This window comes from Paenibacillus profundus (assembly GCF_021369635.1).
Lineage (GTDB): Bacteria > Bacillota > Bacilli > Paenibacillales > Paenibacillaceae > Paenibacillus_B > Paenibacillus_B profundus.
Window position 1 is genome coordinate 1 of record NZ_JAJNBZ010000032.1, and the last position, 17,078, is coordinate 17,078.

General features: G+C 42.5%; 17 protein-coding genes and 2 pseudogenes. 15 read left to right on the forward strand and 4 right to left on the reverse strand.

All coding sequences use genetic code 11. The annotated features are described in order from the left end of the window. The first annotated feature begins 208 nt into the window (after window positions 1–208). The 5 genes from LQV63_RS25285 to LQV63_RS25305 all read left to right on the forward strand — a co-directional run bounded on the left by LQV63_RS25285 (window position 209) and on the right by LQV63_RS25305 (window position 3,271). A complete protein-coding gene (locus LQV63_RS25285) occupies window positions 209–649 on the forward strand; it encodes a LytTR family DNA-binding domain-containing protein (RefSeq protein ID WP_233698729.1) in 441 nt (146 codons plus the stop codon). Between the two features lie 10 nt (window positions 650–659). Next, entirely contained in the window at window positions 660–1,112 is a 453-nt protein-coding gene (locus LQV63_RS25290) for a DUF3021 domain-containing protein (protein ID WP_233698730.1), read from the forward strand. Between the two features lie 22 nt (window positions 1,113–1,134). Beyond that, window positions 1,135–1,863 carry an ABC transporter ATP-binding protein gene (locus LQV63_RS25295; protein WP_233698731.1) on the forward strand — a complete coding sequence of 243 codons (729 nt, stop codon included), beginning with the start codon at window positions 1,135–1,137 and terminating at the stop codon, window positions 1,861–1,863. Beyond that, window positions 1,860–2,585, forward strand: coding sequence for an ABC transporter permease (locus LQV63_RS25300; protein WP_233698732.1), 726 nt, complete (start codon window positions 1,860–1,862; stop codon window positions 2,583–2,585). Before LQV63_RS25295 ends, LQV63_RS25300 begins: the two co-directional genes overlap by 4 nt. Before the next feature lie 401 nt (window positions 2,586–2,986). After that, window positions 2,987–3,271: a DinB family protein gene (locus tag LQV63_RS25305; RefSeq protein WP_233698733.1), complete on the forward strand. Its 285-nt coding sequence runs from the start codon at window positions 2,987–2,989 to the stop codon at window positions 3,269–3,271. Between the two features lie 153 nt (window positions 3,272–3,424). Here the strand turns inward: LQV63_RS25305 and LQV63_RS25310 are convergent, their stop codons facing one another. Next, window positions 3,425–3,976 (reverse strand): DUF1697 domain-containing protein, encoded by a 552-nt coding sequence (locus tag LQV63_RS25310; protein ID WP_233698734.1) that lies wholly within the window; start codon window positions 3,974–3,976, stop codon window positions 3,425–3,427. Window positions 3,977–4,022: 46 nt separating this feature from the next. On the opposite strand from LQV63_RS25310, the gene LQV63_RS25315 reads away from it, so the two are divergent. Continuing rightward, a complete protein-coding gene (locus LQV63_RS25315) occupies window positions 4,023–4,478 on the forward strand; it encodes an ABC transporter permease (protein ID WP_233698735.1) in 456 nt (151 codons plus the stop codon). A gap of 416 nt (window positions 4,479–4,894) precedes the next feature. On the opposite strand, the pseudogene LQV63_RS32175 reads toward LQV63_RS25315, so the two are convergent. Beyond that, window positions 4,895–4,972: pseudogene (locus LQV63_RS32175) on the reverse strand (IS3 family transposase); the annotation flags it as partial. Window positions 4,973–5,480: 508 nt separating this feature from the next. Continuing rightward, window positions 5,481–6,842 carry a C4-dicarboxylate transporter DcuC gene (dcuC, locus tag LQV63_RS25320; protein ID WP_019419719.1) on the reverse strand — a complete coding sequence of 454 codons (1,362 nt, stop codon included), beginning with the start codon at window positions 6,840–6,842 and terminating at the stop codon, window positions 5,481–5,483. 198 nt (window positions 6,843–7,040) lie between these two features. On the opposite strand from dcuC, the gene LQV63_RS25325 reads away from it, so the two are divergent. Beyond that, entirely contained in the window at window positions 7,041–7,220 is a 180-nt protein-coding gene (locus LQV63_RS25325; RefSeq protein ID WP_233698736.1) for a hypothetical protein, read from the forward strand. A 295-nt stretch (window positions 7,221–7,515) separates the two neighbouring features. Here LQV63_RS25325 and LQV63_RS25330 read toward each other — a convergent pair. Continuing rightward, window positions 7,516–8,475: pseudogene (locus LQV63_RS25330) on the reverse strand (IS30 family transposase). A gap of 76 nt (window positions 8,476–8,551) precedes the next feature. Here LQV63_RS25330 and LQV63_RS25335 point away from each other — a divergent pair. From LQV63_RS25335 to LQV63_RS25370, 8 genes are all read left to right on the forward strand, one after another. Continuing rightward, on the forward strand, window positions 8,552–8,728 hold the full coding sequence (locus tag LQV63_RS25335; protein ID WP_233698737.1) for a Spo0E family sporulation regulatory protein-aspartic acid phosphatase: 177 nt from the start codon (window positions 8,552–8,554) through the stop codon (window positions 8,726–8,728). A gap of 155 nt (window positions 8,729–8,883) precedes the next feature. After that, the gene (locus LQV63_RS25340) at window positions 8,884–9,810 is read left to right on the forward strand and encodes a type II CAAX endopeptidase family protein (RefSeq protein ID WP_233698738.1); all 927 of its coding nucleotides are present in this window, start codon (window positions 8,884–8,886) and stop codon (window positions 9,808–9,810) included. Window positions 9,811–10,533: 723 nt separating this feature from the next. Beyond that, window positions 10,534–12,381 (forward strand): proline--tRNA ligase, encoded by a 1,848-nt coding sequence (locus tag LQV63_RS25345; RefSeq protein WP_233698739.1) that lies wholly within the window; start codon window positions 10,534–10,536, stop codon window positions 12,379–12,381. A 909-nt stretch (window positions 12,382–13,290) separates the two neighbouring features. Further along, window positions 13,291–13,620 (forward strand): DUF3024 domain-containing protein, encoded by a 330-nt coding sequence (locus tag LQV63_RS25350; RefSeq protein ID WP_233698740.1) that lies wholly within the window; start codon window positions 13,291–13,293, stop codon window positions 13,618–13,620. A gap of 131 nt (window positions 13,621–13,751) precedes the next feature. After that, entirely contained in the window at window positions 13,752–14,084 is a 333-nt protein-coding gene (locus LQV63_RS25355) for a GNAT family N-acetyltransferase (RefSeq protein WP_325175922.1), read from the forward strand. A gap of 260 nt (window positions 14,085–14,344) precedes the next feature. Then, window positions 14,345–15,208, forward strand: coding sequence for an alpha/beta fold hydrolase (locus tag LQV63_RS25360; protein WP_233698742.1), 864 nt, complete (start codon window positions 14,345–14,347; stop codon window positions 15,206–15,208). A 316-nt stretch (window positions 15,209–15,524) separates the two neighbouring features. After that, entirely contained in the window at window positions 15,525–15,932 is a 408-nt protein-coding gene (locus tag LQV63_RS25365) for a hypothetical protein (RefSeq protein WP_233698743.1), read from the forward strand. Window positions 15,933–16,048: 116 nt separating this feature from the next. Continuing rightward, window positions 16,049–16,909, forward strand: coding sequence for an aminoglycoside phosphotransferase family protein (locus LQV63_RS25370; protein WP_233698744.1), 861 nt, complete (start codon window positions 16,049–16,051; stop codon window positions 16,907–16,909). The last annotated feature ends 169 nt before the right edge of the window (window positions 16,910–17,078 follow it).

Below are 17,078 nucleotides of genomic sequence, written 5' to 3' on the forward strand. Positions count from 1 at the left end.
TTTATTGCTGAAAGTCCTTGTGTAGCAAGGGCTTAGATTACTGCAAAATGCTCAATTAGGTGAAATATAATGCTCCCATAGGTTGAGACACGGCTAGCTACATCGCCGTATGACCAGTTATCGTCCGGAAATGACCGATTATCGAAAATCCATTTACAATAAGTCTCTTGGTTTTTATAGTGAATACGGATGAAAGGAATGAAGCGCAGTGAAATTTGAAGTATCGATTGATCCATCTTGCAAAGAGCCGAAAATTATCATCCTAACCGACAAAATGACGGATGAAATAACTGATATCATGAAGATGCTTTCAGAATCCTCTACCGATTCATTAGCGGTGTTTTCGGAAAGAGGCGTTATCATCGTGGAATGCAGAAAAATCGTCAGAATTTATGCGGAGAGAAAAAAGGTTTTTGTCCAGACCGCTCATGATACGTATACGGCTCGTTCAAGATTATATGAGCTTGAAGAAAAACTGGACAGTCAATTATTTGTCCGTATTTCAAATTCGGAAATCATTAATATTAAAATGATTATCAATATGGACATAAGTATTACCGGGACAATTGGGATCCTGTTAAAGGGCGACATTAAAACATATGCATCTCGCCGATACGTCTCAAAAATTAAAAAATTGTTAATAGGATGAGGTGATCAACATGTTGAAAAAACTATTGAGTCGAGCCGCTGGAGGGTTTGCATATGGTGTGTTAATCGGACAAGTGGTGCAAATAATCATCTCCCTCTCTTTGGGAGAAGGGAAGTTTATGCCAGTAATCTCAGACTTTCGATCGTTATTTGAAAGTGAGATTACAGCTGTAATAGCACAAATGATATTGACAGGTATTATTGGTGTGGCTTTTGCTACGAGTTCTGTTGTATTTGACATTGCAAAATGGAGCTTACTGAAGCAATACGTCGTACACTTTTGCATAACAGCGATTGTGTGGGTGCCGATTGTTATTATTTGCTGGATGCCAAAAACGTACAAGAGCATCCTCATTCTTGGTGTCAATTTTTTAGGGACGTATTTGATTACATGGTTCATCCAATACACGATTTCCAAAAAGGATATCCAAGAGATTAATGCTGCTATAAAGGCTGAAAAATGATGAAAAGGCAGGCGATAAATCGATGTCAATTGAAATAAAGGAACTGACGAAGCAGTATCAATCAAGAAAAGCGGTCGATCATTTCAGTCTCTCGATTCATACGGGTGAATTTTTTGCACTGCTTGGACAAAATGGTGCAGGCAAAACGACAACTATTAAGATGCTTTCATGTTTACTAACACCGACAAGTGGAGATGCACTACTACTTGGTGATAGTATTGTGACAAATTCAAAGGCTGTGAAGCAAAAAATCAATGTGTCACCGCAGGAAACGGCCGTTGCACCGAATCTTTCTGTAAAGGAAAACCTTGAGTTTCTTGCAAGAATCTATGGTAGCAGTAAGCAACAATCACAAATGAAAGCTGTTGAGATGATGAAAGAATTTGGTCTAACAGAACGAGCAAAGAACAAAGCGAAAACATTGTCAGGCGGTATGCAACGACGTCTGAGTATTGCCATGGCGCTCATTTCCAATCCTGAAATACTCTTTTTAGATGAGCCAACACTTGGACTTGATGTTCGTTCAAGACGTGAACTATGGAAAGTGTTAAGTGGGCTTAAAGGAAAGATTACGATTATTTTAACAACGCACTATTTGGAAGAAGCAGAAGCACTGGCTGACCGAATCGGTATCATGCACGGTGGGGAATTACATGCGCTTGGCACGGTGGATGAGTTGAAGGAAACAACGGGACAATCTAATCTTGAAGATGTATTCCTTGCACTGACTGAGGAGGAGAGCGATGTATGAGATATTTCGCATTTGCTTCACGTAATCGTAAAGAGATTTTTCGAGATCCGTTGAATCTCTTATTCGGTATTGGACTGCCTGTTGTTATGATGTGGCTCTTTTCAATCATGCAGAAAAATATGCCGTTTGACCTTTATAATATTGAAAAATTAACGCCGGGTATTATCGTTTTTAGTTTTTCATTTATTACGTTATTCTCAGGTATGCTGATTGGTCGAGATCGAAGCAGTTCGTTCTTAATGCGAATCTTTGCTTCTCCAATGTCGGCATCTGATTATATTGTTGGCTATGCATTTCCGCTATTACCGGTTGCCACCCTACAAATTATCGTTTGCTTTATTACAGCATTTTTCTTTGGCTTATCTTTTAATGCGAATATACTTCTTACAATCGTTGTACTGATTATCATTGCGATGTTTTATATTGGATTAGGTCTGCTGCTTGGCACTTACTTCACAGACAAGCAAGTTGGTGGGATTTTTGCCATCTTCATCAATATTACAACATGGTTAAGTGGCACATGGTTTGAACTAGACATGATTGGCGGAGTGTTTAAAACAATTGCGTATGCTCTCCCATTTGCTCATGCGGTTGATGCAACACGAGCTGCTCTTGCCGGAGAATACGGTGATCTTGTAGTACCACTATTATGGGTGATTGGCTATACAATCGTCATATTTGTCATTGCGGTTACTGGTTTCAAGAAGAAAATGAAAAGCTAATTTTTTAATAAGGACCTTTAAAAATGATCAAACTTTATTCAAAAGCTACACCAAATGCCTTTCTATGAAGAGAGGAGTCGCTCAACTAACGGAACACGTTTGTTTAATAAGTAATTAAGAAAATAAGCTATTTGAACATATTAGTCATAGATAATATGTCAAACAGCTTATTTTTATTGATTTCTTTAAAGTTAGCTCTTGACAACCTAGTCAAATAAAGTATTTTCTTAGTGCTTAATCCTAGTTTATTGGTTTATTTGAAGAACTACATGCTACACGCGTATGTGCTTTCATTAAAATTGGAGAGGAAATTCGTCAGTTGGACCGTTCCTCACATTTTTGGAAGGTTCGTAACCTAATTGGTTAGGAACTAAATCATACATGAAAAGAGGAGATTCAAAATGACTCATTTTGCATTACAGTTTTTTATTGGTAAAAGTATGAACCATGCATTGATGTTAGCTGATCAACTAAAAGAACACACTGAGTCAAAAGGATTAGAGGAAATGGAGACAATGTTTTTTGAGTTATCTGAGCGATACAAATCGTTTCTTAACCAAAAGGGAAATATAGACAAGTCTCTTGTAATTGACAATCCATCTGGCGACCTAATGAAAACAAGTGTGTCCGAAATAGTTCCCCATAAAAACAAGGGCTTAGCGTACAATCATTTCCGCGTAATGTAATTATGGCTCGGTCGCTATTTATTTACATAAATACCCGTCTACTATGTGGGTGGTGTCAGCTTTGATGATACAGGAACTTAGAAAAAAGCCAGAAAGAAAACGATTTGGACAACTACCACGGTTGCCCTATGCCTGAGGCATATCGTAAATGACTTACTTCTCCTCAGCTTGAACTTGCATAAGTTCGTATATTTTGCGAGTTGTATTTACATTCCTGACTGTCATTTGTTGATATATCGTTGACCTAGCAAGTTTCATCATACCGCTCTTGGTAACATTTTTTCTGTCAACCGACCATAGAATCGCTCCGGTAACGTATTTCACCGTATCAAATTCTGGTTTGATGACCAGCTTATCAAGCACTGACTCATCATTGACATCATCCCATAAAAACAGCACATCACTTTTCATCTGTTGATCGTTTGTCCATGAGTCCGGAAGGGAGTGCATGATTTTTTTAAAATCATCAAAACTACGGACCACAACTTTGATTTCTAATCCGAAGTCTGCATGTATAGCCTCTTCCAGAATGTGTGATATTTTTGTTCTTGATTGGCTATTGTCTGTAAAAATGATATTACCTGAATTGATATATGTCACTACAGAGTTCATACCCACTCGTTCAAAAGCTTTTTTAAGCAACTTCATGTCCATTTTATTTTTTCCACCAACATTGATTCCCCGAAGCAGTGCGATATAGACCATGATTATCCCCCTATCAATAACATTAAAAAAAATTGTTTCTACATAAATGCACAAAACCATTATAAATACAACGTTTCCGCTTTTGCCGTTTGCAATGTTCCAATGTGCCGTTTGCTTTGTTACTGCCATTATCGTTGGCCTGTCTGTCAGTGTAAATATTCTGATTGCTATCATTGCACTCATTCCCGTTTCTTTACTTTTTATAAGTATCGGCTTGCTGATGGGAAGTGTTCTTTCGAGTAATCAGATGAACGGCGCTGGTGCGATTCTCACCAATGGGGCTTTATGGCTTAGTGGCGCACTGTTCCCTCTCGACACAATAGGTGGAGCGTTTAAGACGGTATGCTATGCACTTCCGTTTGTTCACTCAGTGGATATGGTAAAGTATGCTCTATCTGAAAATAATTCACCTATTCTTTCACACGTTTGGTGGGTGTTGGGATACGCAGTCATTATTTTTATCATTGCGGTTATCCTTTTCAAGAAAAAAATGAAAGGCTGATTTCTTCGTAGAGCAATACAGTACCGTCCTGCCGTTCCTACTCGGCGGAGCAGTATACCTGCTTGCGGCGGTGGGTCTTACCATCTACCTGATGTATCAGTACAGGCGTTAAAAAGTAGGAAAGCCGGAGGCGCGGGCAATGTCTCCGGCTTTCCCGTTGAACGGGTGCAAATTCCCGCCCATTCACGCCATGCAACAGGATTTCACGGTCTGTTGCCGACATCATGGACAAGCAGGAAACCAATGATCGGATTCATCAGGCGTTGGCCGGTCTTTCCACAATACAGCGCCGGCGCATAAAGACTTATTTTTACAACGGGCTGATCTATCGCCAGATCGCGACAATAGAAAAAATCACCTGCATGGCAGTGTGAACTGCAACCCTATATGTGGACAGCAAAAAAAGCACTTCGTGCTTAAGCTGCTAAAAGATGGCTTCTGAACTCATCAGGAGTCATCACCTCTAATGTCCATTGGTATCGTTCTGAATTATAAAAGGAAACGTACCTGCCTCCTCAAAGATTTTTTGTGGCATTTTCCCTTCCTTATGTGCATGCACCGCAGCCATTTTAAACGAAGGGGCATAGGTTATTGATTTCTCTGTTACGTGTAAGACGTTTGGATTAGATTCTAACTGTCTGATCTGTTGCTCCGCAAAACGAAGTCTTCTTGTTGTAGGCTTCTTGCTGTCTGTAATTTCATCGACCTCGCTCTTATTAGTTACACTCATTATAAACGCAAAGAACCCGTCTGGCAGAGGCACTTTTTTCAGAGTGTCCATCCTACGGGTTACAGTTCAAAGATTGATCAGAATGGTTTCTTTTCGTTTACTATAAAATATGACTTAGTAAATGAGCCCATCTCCGTTGTTTGGAAGCTGCTTAATTTCCAATTTCTAAGGGGATGGGCTATAAGAATGCCTGTTAAAGGCCATGTAGGTACATTGAATTATGTTCTCTTATAAAGCACAATCGTCCGCTAACTCCTCTGTCTCTTGATGCCTTATGTGAAAAAGATGAACGATAAGATAAAGCAAGAGACGATCCCGACCAGAATCGGCACGGATGTGCGTTTGACGATCTGTATCGGGTTGACCTTAATAATCGAAGCAACGACGATGATGACCGCCGCCACCGGCGATATGGAACGAACCAAGTTCGCAATCAACTGCATCGGCAGCGCGACCATAACGCCGTTTATGCCGAGTTTCTCTGAAATTTCCGGGATGATGTTGATCACGGAGTAGAAAACGGCCAAGCCGCTTCCGCTGATGAAGGTGATCAAGCCCTCAACGCCCGCGAAGGTGAGCATCAGGATAACGCCTGCACCTTCGATGTGTCTAACCGATTCGATGAGCATATCAATGATGCCCATCGACTTCAAGCCTTCGACCAGCATGCCTGCTGCTACGAGGAGTGAGACAACTTGTGCCAATCCGGTGCCCATACCGGTGAAGAAAATCGAGAGCTGCTTGGAGGTTTCTTTGAAGGAACCTTTGCGGATAATCTCGATTATAAGGGCGATGGCCATACAAATGAACGTAATTTCCACCAACCCGAGCTTGACACTCGTTATGATTAAACCAAATAACAATACGAGAATGAGCGGCAAAATCGGCAGCAAACCGTAGTAGGCCGGCGGCAAATCGTTCTTCACGACAAGCTTCTCGTCGTTGATCTCCTGCTGGAGCGTGCCCTGCTGCCGCTTATCCATATACTTCTGCCAGAAATAGTGAACGACCGCCATGATAAGAAGCACAGGAATCGAAATCTTGGCATGGTAGGAGAAGACATATTCAACAAGGTTTATGCCTAGATTCTCCGCCGCGACGACGCTGTCCGCTCCAAGGGGCGTCGGCATAATCGTAGCCGTCGTTGCAATGATAGCGCCGGCCGTCAGCGAGGACATGCCCGTATTTTTCAATACCGGATACAGCGTTGCCATAAGCAGGACCGCCAAGCTGGATGCGCTCGGCACGACGAGAGAAAGCAAGTTGCCAAGCAGGAAGACGATAGGCACGAGAATGTACTGCGATTTGATGCGGCCAAGCGGCTTCGTCAACAGATGCACGGCAACATCACTGGCGCCGATATGCGTCATATAGCTGGAGAAACCGAACAACACCATGATCGTTAAACCGACACCGCCTAATTGTTTGACAAAGATCAGCCCGATTTGCTTGAACGGATCCAACAGGACAAGACCGGTGGAGTCCTCTGGCTTCAATACAGGGTGGCCAAGCAGCACGGCCGCGATCATGATCACGATACCGGCAGTGAGCAGCACGAATTTGGCGTCATAGTTTTTAGCGATTAAAAAACCAGTTGCAACAAGGAGAACTAAGCTAATGATAATCTCCAACACGTGGAACACGCTCCTTTTCTAAGATAGGGTTAAATCGCGTTGCGAAGCATTTCGAGCGCCCATTCGCGGAAAGTGAATGGAGTAGAACACAGAGCTATGAAATAACGGATATTTGCGATTTTCATATGTGTAACCGGTTACATATCGAACGAAAGAAATTCTTCATCCCAGACGTGAAACAAGAGGTGACTCCTATATATGACGATTACGGGCAATCCGTTTCCGCTTGGAACGGGCATGAAGAGGAACATGCGGTATGATGCGTTTGCCGATGGAAAGGGTACCGGTTGGCATGTATTATTTCCTAACGGTTGTATTTCTATTACGGCTGACTTGCGCTCTATCGAGTCGTTCCCCACGTCCTTCATTACGGTTTAATTTCCTACATTGTGTAACCGGTTACACAATGTATTTATAGTTATAATACTGCCCATGTATTCGACTTGTCAATCAGCTAGCATTTGTAAATCGTGTGAAATGGGTGATAGTCGAACCAAGCATATGTAGGAAATTTCTCTTACATGTGTAGTATGTAGTTCTTCATATAAACCAATAAATTGGGACTAAGCACTAATTGCTTTATTTTCTTCTTCTATACTGTCTTATGGTTATTTTCCAACATGAGCCTAATACTAATTCTCATGAGCTGATGATTTTTATGTATGACGGATTGTCAAGCCAAGTGCGACAGTTCACTCACGAATGATTCGTACGCCGTTTTCCACCCAAGACATTTTCTTGGTCGATTATTAATCAATTCTATTGCATGTGAAAGTTCTTCCTCTGTGACCCTAGCAAAGTCATGTCCCTTGGGAAAGAACTCTCTGAGGAGCCCATTGGCATTCTCATTGGTTCCTCTTTGCCATGACGAATAGGGATCAGCGAAATAGACCTTAATCTTGTGCGAGGACTCAAGGTTTCGATGACAAGCAAACTCTTTCCCTCGATCCACGGTCGCCGTCTGAAACGTGGGTATAGGATAGGACTTAGCTACTTTATCAAATGCTTCTTCCATGGAAGAAGCGGTGCGATCAGGCATCTTCACCGCAAGATACCAGCGTGTCTTACGCTCTGCAAAGGTTGCCACACAAGCTTTGCTTCTACCACGGCTAGATACGACGGTATCGAGTTCCCAATGCCCAAAGCTCTCACGCTTTCGTACTTCCACGGGACGCTGGCTGATTGTTCTTCCGATATTGAATCGTCCGCGTGTTTCTGCTGGTTTGCGGCGTTTTCCTTTGTGTCGAAGAACTTCAATGCTCCCTTGTACCAACAGGCCTGAGTACAGCTAGCGATAGATCGTTTTAAAGGATATACGGATGTCTGGATAGTCTTGTTTCATACGACCAGCGATCTGTTCAGGAGACCAAGTAGCCTCGAGTTTCTCCGTGATGTAATCGATTCGCTCAGGTGTATGCTTTCCTAAGTAACGGACAAGATTACGACGTTCCTCAGAGGCTATATGAGCAGCATTTGCCTTGTATTCGTTGGAAATATGATTGCGTTTCAACTCACGAGCAACACTCGAATGGTGTCGTCCTAGTTCCCTCGCTATGACTCGGGTGGACCAGCCCTGGCTGTGCAGGAGCTCTAGCTTCCCCCGTTCGAACATGTTAAAATGTGAGTAACTCATGATTGATTCCTCCATGTAATGGTTGTTGTGGTGACTCCATTTTACACGAATCAATCATGAGCCATTTTTTTATTTAATGATAACTGTCGCACTTCATATTACAATCCGTCGCTATGAAAAACATGACGGTTTAATTGAAAAAATTGAAAGTATCCGGCTGGAATTAATGAAAGCAGCCAATGAAAAAAAGAGCTTTACTGACGATACTGTTGTGAGATTCAGTCAAGAGCTGGATTTTTATCCATTGTTGTAATGATGTGACTTCTTCTAAAACAATATCGAACATCAGCCAAGCTCTGTGAAGGCACTCGCTGATTACGATACTACTCGCACAGATACATATGAGAAAACTTGGAATTACATTGGAATTACATGGATGAAGGCGTATTGAGCTGAAAGGAGAGAAGAATGACCAAAGGAATGAATGCAATACATGCGGGTTGGCTGTTTCTTGTTTCCTATATATCAGGAAATGTGCTGTCTACCTTTATATTTCCAGATAAACAGCAGCTATATGCTAACTTAGGCTTTTTTCTGCTCTATGTAGCGTTCGCACAAATCGGTTTGAATGTGGTTCCTTCTGTTGTATTGACGAGCAGCAAGAAGCTATCATGGGTGTCCGTATTCAAATTCCGTAAGGTGACTTGGTGCACGATGCTGCTAAGTATACTGATTTATGCGGTCAGTCAAATTGTCATGTTGTTTATTCATCAAGCGACAGAAATAATATCAGCAGCGCTTGGGAGAACGTATCAGGTATCCATTTATCCGATTGCAACCGACATCACGTCTCTGGTTCTGCTCATTGTAGCGATTGGCGTAATTCCTCCGATATGTGAGGAACTGTTGTTCAGAGGTGTGCTATTGACCGGATACGAACAAAAGGGAAGATGGTTCGCCGCGGCGATGAGCTCCGTCTTGTTCGCACTCTTTCACGATAATCCATATCGGCTGCTGGAGCTGTTCTTCGCCGCCTGGGTATCGGCCCTGATCGTGCTCTACGCTCGGTCAATCTGGCCGGGGATCGTTATCCATATGGCCACGAACGTATCGTATGTAATCGGATCGTATATGCAAGGCGGGGATTTGGTGAAGAGTATATCTTCACCATCTGGTTCTCCTGACTATATTTTGTTAGGGTTCTCAGGAGCAGCGTCCATCCCCGCGCTGTATCTATGCATGCTCCTGCTGCGGAAGATTGATAAGATTGAGCGGCCTCGAAACCACTCCAAGGATATATATCCCACTTCTTCGGACATAAAGTATTGGCAGGTGCCGATTCTCATTTCTGTCTGCTGGTTTATATTTGAAATGATCATGATAAACAAAACTTAAGAAGCATTACCATGTAAACGCAAGGTCGAAGTTATCTACAATCAGGATGATCTGGTTGATGGGCGTGGTTTATTATGCTTAAAATCATCAAATTATGAGAAAAAATTATTCGACTCATGTTGGAAAATGACTATGAGACAGTATACGAAGAAGAAATGAGAGATCGGTATGCGCCGAACCCGGCGCATTGCGCACCGAGGAATTCGGAGTGGATCGTAAGGTTTTTTGTGTTTATATATTTAAATGGGATTACCTAGGGGTATATGATATGGAAAAAAGGAATGAAGATGGTCAAAGCAAGAGCAAACGAAAACGCTTGACTTTGCGAGGAAAAGATTGTATCTTCAATGGAAATCGAATTGAGAAAGTTAGGAAAAAGCGAAGACCAAAGACATGAGCGCCAATGTACGTACGCATGCGCAGAGAGGGGGCCCCAGGCTGCAAGGCTCCTCGTGCGGGTGGTTGCTTCCTCCTTTGCAGCTGTGGTTCTCAGTGCCCGGGAAGGGCGCTGTTAACTGCCGGGTTACGCCGTTATGCCGTGTATAAGGATCGCTTGCTTCGTGCAGGCGGTCAAATTAGGGTGGTACCACGACGCATTCGTCCCTTGGGGCGGATGCGTTTTTTTTGTATTAGCGGGGTGACTGCAAGGTTGGAAGCATTGGTAAAAGTCTTGAAGGTCGGATGAAATGCGGTTTCCTAACGAAAAGAGGAGGAATGGGCAAAATGCGTCAATCACAACTTCTATCCCCAACTTTGCGGCAAGCGCCAGCGGATGCCGAGGCGGCGAGTCATCAGCTGCTGATGCGGGCGGGGTACATCCGGCCGCTTGCGGCGGGAGTGTATTCGTATTTGCCGATGGGCTGGAAAGTGCTGCGCCACATCGAGCGCATCGTACGCGAGGAAATGGATCGCGCGGGAGCGCAGGAGCTCCATCTCCCAGCGATGCTGCCAGCCGAGCTGTGGAAGGAATCGGGGCGGTATGACGTATACGGGCCTGAGCTAATCCGTCTGCATGACCGTCATGGGCGGGAATTCGCGCTTGGTCCGACACATGAAGAGGCGGTTACGGCGCTTATTCGAGACGAGGTGAAGTCTTATAAGCGGGTTCCGTTGACGGTATATCAGATCCAAACAAAGTATCGCGACGAGCGACGGCCGCGGTTCGGGCTGCTGCGCTGCCGTGAATTCGTGATGAAGGATGCGTATTCGTTCGATATCGATGCGGCTGGGCTGGATGCGAGCTATCGCTCGATGTTCGAGGCGTATCATCGTATTATGCAGCGGCTGGGCTTGTGTTATCGTGCGGTAGAGGCGGATGCGGGCGCCATGGGCGGCGAAGGGGCGACGCATGAGTTCACGGCGCTGGCTGATGTCGGGGAAGACACGGTCGTGACGTGCACGGAGTGCGGCTATGCGGCCAATCTGGAGCGGGCGGAAGCGGGACGAGGCGCTTCGACAGCAAGTGATGCTGTTGGAAATGGAGTTGACGGCGATGCTCAGGCAGCGCGTGTTGAAACGGATGAAAATCTGGCCGAGGATCAAACTTCAAAACTAGCAGACGCTCAAGCTTATAAGCTTGCCAGTGCAATCGCTCAAGCTGAACGATTCCTTACGCCGGACATGAAAACGATTAAGGATTTGGTCGCAGGACTCAAGCTGGATGAAACGGCGTTCATTAAGACGCTCATCTATATCGCTGATGGAGAAACGGTGGCGGTGCTCGTGCGCGGGGATCATGAAGTGAACGAGATAAAAGTGAAAAATGCGCTTGGCGCAGACGTGATTGAGCTGGCGGACGAGGAGACTGTCGTGCAGGTGACGGGAGCGCCGACGGGCTTTGCGGGACCGATAGGGCTGAAGCAGAAAGTGAAGCTGCTCGTCGATTATGCAGTTGCCGCGCTGAGCGAAGGCATCGCCGGGGCGAACGAGGAGGACTATCACGTGAAGCATGTCGTGCCTGGCCGTGATTTTGCGATTGACGCAGCAGGCGATTATCGCAATGTGATGGAAGGCGAGTCATGTCCGTATTGCGGCGGAGGCCGCTTGCAGTTCCACCGCGGCATCGAGGTCGGCCACGTATTCAAGCTTGGCACAAAATATAGCGCAGCGCTTGGCGCCACCGTCCTCGATCCGAACGGCCGCGAGCATCCGCTGCTGATGGGGTGCTATGGCATCGGGGTATCGCGCCTAATGGCTGCGATTGTCGAGCAGCATCATGACGAGCGTGGCTTGATCTGGCCACAGGCGATCGCGCCGTTCCAAGTGCATGTTATCCCGGTGGCTGTTAAAGATGAGAAGCAGATGCAAGCGGCGGAGCAACTGTATGCGGAGCTGCAGCGGGCTGGCGTGTCCGTGCTGCTGGACGACCGCGACGAGCGTGTCGGCGTCAAGCTGGCGGATGCGGATTTGTTCGGCATTCCGCTGCGGATTGTGTGCGGCAAGTCGGTGGCGGACGGCATGGTGGAGTGGAAAGAGCGTGCGTCTTCAGAGGTGAAGCTTGTGGCAATTGGGGAGTGTTTGGAGAAGGTTAGGCAGTGGGAGCAGTTATCTTTGTGCAGCCCGGTTTGGTAATCTGAAGAATAACAGAAATATGATATCATTCTTCCGAAAGAACCAGAGGCTCTTTAACCCTTGAACGAGGGAAGAAGGGCCTCTTTTCGTTACTGTTATTATGAACAGATGCTATAATCAATAAAAGGTGGGTATTTTGTCCAATGGTTACTACTCTGTCTATGCATGACTCACATTTTATCGCGGTGAAATTTGTTTATCATGAACCTATTGTTGCTAAAATGAAGACAATAAACAAAGGCCGTTAAAAAGAAATAGAAGGAGGAAGAACAAATGAAATGGCAAAAAGTAAGAGAGCTGTTCTCTGACCAATTTGTTCTGGTTTCCATCCTTGATTATCATGAAGAAGGTAATAGAAAATAGATAAGTATTAAGAATAGTTGATGTGATTATTGATACCGGATCCTCACATACTGTAGTTAGTCCTGATGTTTTGGAGAAAGTCGGAGTGACTTGCGAAATAGGGGATTCTATAATGAAGCATACAGGATTGGTGGAAGCGATCCTTTCAACACGAAAAGGATGGATAGAATAGAAATAGATGTTGGGATGTTGCCTAAAGACCATAATGGGTTACTGGGACTGGATATTTTAAAACAGTATGACTTTATTATTGACCTGAAAGTATTAGAACTATGTATTTGAACAATGAATGGGGAAAAATTATAGGTTGAATCGGGGAAGTCGCCGACATCCTATAACATTGCATCTACGCTGCGGGGCATTCGCCCCTTGGTTGTCAGGTGATAAAGCACAGAAGAATATTCAGACAAAACACGACCCGGCCTAAGATAAGAGCTATCTGAGGGCGGGTCGCGTCGTAGATGCTGAAACGTTATGAGAAAACAATGAATTGGATAATAGATAGAGTTAAAATCTCGAAAGCCAATCCTATGAGGAGAGAAAAATATGGATGAATTCACAAAAGCAAAAGTAAAGAAAATTATGGATGACTATATAAAAGACAAAATTCCAAAACACTTACAAAATCAAATCAAAATGAATTACAAAATTCGAGGGAATAACGTAACAATCATAGAAGAAAGACCGGCTTTTAGAAGCGAACAATGGGTACAACATGATATTGCTCAATTAAGAAAAGACCAAGAAGTATGGAAAGTATATTGGAAAGACAGTAAAAACAAATGGCAATATGTAGAGGAGATAGAACCGAATAAAAACTTTGAAAAACAACTTGAAATCATAGAACAGGATAACACTGGAGTATTTTGGGGTTAATCAAAGGAGCATCGACTTCTCATAACAACGTATCTACACTGCGGGCTTCGCCCTTGGTTCGTATGAAGCGGTGAGATCCTGATAAAAATCATTACCTTGTAGAGAAATTTGTAGCTTCAAATGCAGTTTCGATTGCACAATCAAAGATAGAAAAAGGATGGACAACAAAAGCAATTTATAGTGAAGATACCATGGTGGGATTTACAATGTATGGATATTCAGAGGAGGATAATTGTTTTGAATTATGCCGTATTATGATTGACTATAAATTTCAACGTCAAGGTTTCGGTAGAAAGGCACTAAGTCTAATCATTAAAGAGATGAGTAAGAACAAGGAATGCTCAGAAATATATTTATCGTTTGATCCAGAAAACCATTCTGCAAAAAAACTATATGAAGAATTTGGATTTGAAAATACAGGTATAATCGTAGACGACGAAGTTCTTTATTGCTTGAAAATATAAAATGTAGGTGAATTCGAGATGCCGGTAACTACAGATAACAAAACATTCACGCATCGGACCCTGAAGGCTCCTCGGTCTACGAGAGGCATCTCAGCGAAGTGAATTCAGCAGACACCTGCACCGACTAAGCGCATGGTGCCCGGCCTGACGGCCTTAAGTCGGTAAGGGTTCGTGAATGTACAAACGTTATACGACAGACCGAAGCAAACATATATCTAAAAGATTAATCCAACAGTTGAATAAAGAAGGTGATTCAAAATATGAAAAGAACGACTGAAGTATATAAAAACGATGAATTGTCAATTGAATACTCAATTAGTAATAAAGGTGGAATTCCCATTCTCGTAATGCACGGTGGACATTCAAATTGTAATGAAGAATTTGGATATACAGAGTTAGAACAACAAGGATATTCGATACTTACACCTTCTAGACCAGGGTACGGGAAAACATCTCCTAATAATGGCTTAAACCTATCAACGGCTTGCAATTCATACATTGAGCTCTTAAATCATCTTAAGCTAGACAAGGTTCATGTAATTGCAATTTCTGCAGGTGGACCTAGCGCGATTTATTTCACTTCTAAATACCAAGAGCGTGTAAAAAGTCTTACGTTACAATCTGCTGTATCTAAAGAATGGCTTACACCTAAAGATAAAGAATATAAAGCAGCCAAAATGCTTTTCCACCCTTCACTGGAGAAATATACATGGAAGTTACTCAGATCTATGATTAACATATTTCCAAAATATATCTTTAAGCAGATGGCTCCTTCTTTTAGTAAATTGTCATATGCTAAATTAAAAAGCCATATTAGTGATGAAGATATCAATAAGTTTAAGGAAATGATAGAACGCCAACGCTCAGGACAGGGTTTTTTTATAGATTTATCACAGACAGGTAATATCACTCTTTCAGATTTGCAATCAATTAAGTGCCCGACTCTTATTCTGCATAGCCGAAATGATGGGGCTGTTTCAATCGAGCATGCGTATAATGCACATAATAATATTTCAAATTCCAAACTTTGTATCCTTAATACATGGGGACACCTAATATGGCTTGGACAAGGAGTAGAGGAAATGAATATAGAGTTATTCGGTTTTCTACATACTAATAATTAATCTGGGAGTTATTCAAGAGGTCCGTCGGATAACATAATATTCGCGTTGCGGTCCATTCATAGGAGCTATCTAAGGGGAATGGTCGTCGTGAATATGACAACGTTAGACGAAACCGGTGCAACTGAATATTTAAAACCTAAAAAGTACTTTAAAGATGAAAGCATACCCTAATACATTGGTTAGTTCGCGAGTCAAGACGAGTTAATGTATTAGAGTTGGGAATGCCTGACTGTTATATAAAATCGCGCGTAGTAGAACGCCCCGTCCGTGGGGCGGATTATTAAATGCATTAATCATTTTTTATGGGGGATTAATAATGAATAAAATGATTGAGTATGGTTTTTTATGCACAAGTAAGAATGAAAAGGCACTAATGAATGCTCTTTACAAATTTTTAGAACCACTTAATAGAACGTTCTCAAAAACTAACAATAAAAGTATGTTGAATGCGAGATTGCCATATGTTTATAAATATTTTTATTGGAATTTGAATAAAGAAAAGCAAGTATATGTAGAAATGTACCCAAATAAAGATTTAGAAGGAAAATGTAAGTTTTCAAATGAAGACATCGGTTGGGTATTGTTTGCTAATCTAAAAGATCAAGCACCACCATATCATGTTCCTATCGAGGAACAAGAAAAATATCTTAATGATTTACTAAGTTCATCGAATTTTGATTATGTAAAACTATTTGAGTACAGCGATGGTGAAGAAAGACTATAGTTGCATGTGCTGTAGTGATAAGAGAGCAATCGGACCCGGCGCGTTGCGCCTTAAGCCTCTCGGGCTCGTGAATACAACAACGTTATAAGAAATCCCCGCGAAATGGAGAGAAAATAATGAAGGATCTTATCCGTAATATCATCTGGAAGGAAAGATGTAAGGATTTCCAATCATTGTTAGCACAAGATGTCCCGAAAAATATTATTCCAATGGATTCTGGACTTGAAGCAGATGTATTTAGGATCAGCACGACGGAATCTAATTTTGTATTAAAAGTATGGAATCGGGATTCAAAGCCAGATATATCAATTCAATATAATCTGTTAGAGGGTTTGTATAATCGAGGAATTGCAGTTTCAAAGCCGTGTGGTTGGGGAGTTGATGAAAACAATAATCAAGTTTTATTAACCAGTTTCGATGGTACACCTATTAATAAAGTGAATAAATTGAAACTTACTGAAATTGCAAATATATTAACTGAGATACATAAATTTCCGACAGATATATTGGGTAGTAGAACAATGCCTAGATACGATTTTGTAGACTACTTTTTCCCAGGACTTGACGATCAGTTAGATATAAAAGAACTATTAATCCAACTCGTTGGAAGTACAAAGATGGAACAAAATTGTCTCATACATGGTGATTATAATTTGGGAAATATCCTTGAATCAGATGGAAAGTATACAATTATCGATTGGACGAACGTCCAACTTGGCGATCCAAGATATGATATTTCATGGTCAATTATCTTAATTTGGATTTATGTAAGTGAAAGGTATTGTTCAACTTACCGTTCTGTATTTTTAGCGATGAACAATTACACTGGGGATGAACTAGAAAAATTTGAAGCTATTGCTTGCCTCCGATGGATTCTGCTAAACAGAATTGCAAATCTTCCAAAACGGGATAATACAATTTCAACGGTTAGAACCATCTTAATGAAGAATAAATACTTGAGTGAAGAATTACTTTGAAGGTTACTCGAAGAAGGCGGGGACATCTTATAACAATTTTTTCACGCATTGGGCCTGCTCCGCCGCCCCTCGGTCCGCCCGAAGCAATCGAAGAAAATTCGGTGAAGTAGATTCAAGCAAGGAAGTAGATTCAGCGGACACATCCGAACCGCCCAACCGCATCGCGGCC